The organism is Ramlibacter sp., assembly GCF_013697775.1.
Taxonomy (GTDB): Bacteria; Pseudomonadota; Gammaproteobacteria; order Burkholderiales; family Burkholderiaceae_C; genus Ramlibacter.
The window spans coordinates 1-2327 of sequence record NZ_JACCWG010000290.1 but is presented as its reverse complement, the minus strand read 5'-3'; the positions used below and the strand labels follow the sequence as shown (position 1 = coordinate 2327).

At 62.7% G+C, this 2327-nt stretch carries 1 protein-coding gene and 1 pseudogene; both read left to right on the top strand.

Annotated elements, in window-relative coordinates:
• Window positions 1-126: 126 nt before the first annotated feature.
• Window positions 127-591, top strand: a pseudogene (locus H0U68_RS14450) (CapA family protein); the annotation flags it as partial.
• 226 nt (window positions 592-817) lie between these two features.
• Window positions 818-2299, top strand: coding sequence for an ISKra4 family transposase (locus tag H0U68_RS14445; RefSeq protein ID WP_296356750.1), 1482 nt, complete (start codon window positions 818-820; stop codon window positions 2297-2299).
• Window positions 2300-2327 lie beyond the last annotated feature (28 nt).

Below are 2327 nucleotides of genomic sequence, written 5' to 3'. Positions count from 1 at the left end.
CGCTTGCCGTTACTGTGACCCTGATCGACATCGGACCCACGCGTTCTCCTCGGAAGATCACGGCACCATGATCCTCACTCCCTCCACTTGCAATAACCGGCTCCCAATTTCAGCCGGGCACATCTAGACGAGATCGATTTCAAGAGCATCGAGCGTCAGCTGAAGCACTGTCGCGATCAACGCGCTGACGTGGTCGTCGCCCAGCTTCACTGGGGCCTCGAGCACGAGTCCTACCCGCGGCCGGACCAACTCGGCGTTGCTCGGCATCTTGCCGAGCTCGGCGTGGACATCGTGATCGGTCACCATCCACACGTGGTCCAGCCGCTGGAGTGCTATCGGACGAATCGCGACCCCGACCGCGTGGTCCCGATCTACTACTCGCTTGGCAACCTCCTGACCCCCTTCTCACATCCGGCGTTCCGGGCGAGTTGGATTGCCCGCATCACCCTGGCCAAAGGGGTCGCGCGGGACGGCACCACGCGCACCTACGTCGCGAAAGCGTACAAGGTGGAGGTGTTCCAGGAGATCAACACCAAGGCCGAGCAACTCCGACTGGTTCGGACTCGCCGCTCGGAGTCTGACCTCAGGTGACGATGCGGGTGAACACTTGCAGTCCCATTCGGGGATCCATCGAGATCGGCATCGCGAGCTGGTAGACTATTCCATCCCGTTCGTCGAACTGGATTGGGTGCAGTTCCCGAACTGACGCGTAGAAGCGGGAGCAGTTTCGATTGGTTACGCGATCTGGCTTGAGGTACGGGGCCACAATGCGGCAGATATCTGGTTCCAAGGCCGAATCTCCGACGCAAGGCGCCCCGTGCAGACCAGTATCGACGCTCGCGATCGCGACGTCCAGAGTGCATTCGAAAAAGCTCATGCGATCGCCCGAGGTGCGACCACGACGTCGCTCGATCACATCGAGACCTCGCTGTGGACCGCGCTGCTCGCGCTCGGTCGCGCGATGATCGCCCTGTACCTCGCGCGTGTCGCAGCACGGCCGCGCTCGATCGACTACGTGCACAACGGTTCCAAGTTCGTGCTCGTCGGCTCGGCGACCGATGAGATCGGCACGCGGTTCGGTAAGGTGCCCTTCGAGCGCGCGGTCGGGCGGCGTGTTGGTTGGCGACGCTCGAAGCGCGATCTCCCGATCGACCGTGCACTCGGACTCAGCGGCGGGTTCAGCGCGTCGACGATGATGTCGGTGACGAGGTTGTGCGCGCAGATGGCGTTCGCCAACGCACGCGCGACGTTCGCGCAGTTCTGCGAGTGGGCACCCTCCCAACGCGCCGTACTCCGGATCGTCGACGCCATAGGTGCTCAAGCTCGGAAGTTTCTCGAAGGGGCGCCGGCGCCGGAGGACGATGGTGACATCCTGATCATCCAAGTCGATGGTGGTGGTGCACCTCACGTGGACCTGGCCGAGTTGCAGCTTCGTCAACGTCCGCACGTGAAACGACCAGGTACCAAACGACGTGGTCGTCGCCGTCGCCGCCGATCTCGGGAACGCCCACGCCGCGCCAGTGGTGAGAAGAGCAAGAACGCCAAGGTCGCGTTCATCGGCGCGATCTACACGCTCCAGACCATGCCCGATGGCACCTGCGAAGGGCCGATCAACAAGCGACTGGTCGCAACCTTCGAGAGTCACGCCGCGTTGTTCAAGTGGCTTCTCCACGAGGCAACCAAACGTGGGTACGGTTGCAAGCGCACGCTGTTCCTCGCGGATGGCGCCGATGCGATCTGGGATCTCCAGGCGACGCACTTTCCCAAAGCCGAGACCTGCATCGACTGGATTCACATCGTCGAAAAACTATGGGCCGCCGGCCGGTGCATGCACCGCGAAGGATCGAAGGAACTCGCTCCCTGGGTCACCGAACGAATCCGCGATCTGCGTCGCCACGGGGGTGCCGGCAAGGTGATCACCACACTCAGCGAAGCCTATGCGGCGATTCCCAAGACCGGGCCTGGCAACAAGGGCAAGCGCGAGAAGTTGTTCGACGTCCTCGGTCACCTCTCCAAGCACGTGAAGGACATGCGCTACAACGAGCTTCGCAAGAGCGATCTCGACATCGCCACCGGTGTGATCGAGGGTGCAGTTCGCAACCTCGTACGCATGCGGCTCGATGGTCCGGGCATGCGCTGGAGTCGAGGTCGCTCGGAGATGGTGCTGCATCTCCGCTGCATTCTGCTCAACGGACAGTGGGACGCGTTCGCAACGTACCTCGCTCAACAGGGTCCACTTCAGCTCGCTGCTACGCCGGTTCCGACGCAGCCGCACCAGGCGAAGAAGCGGGCCGCGTGACAGCCATGCAATTCAGGATCTGCACCCA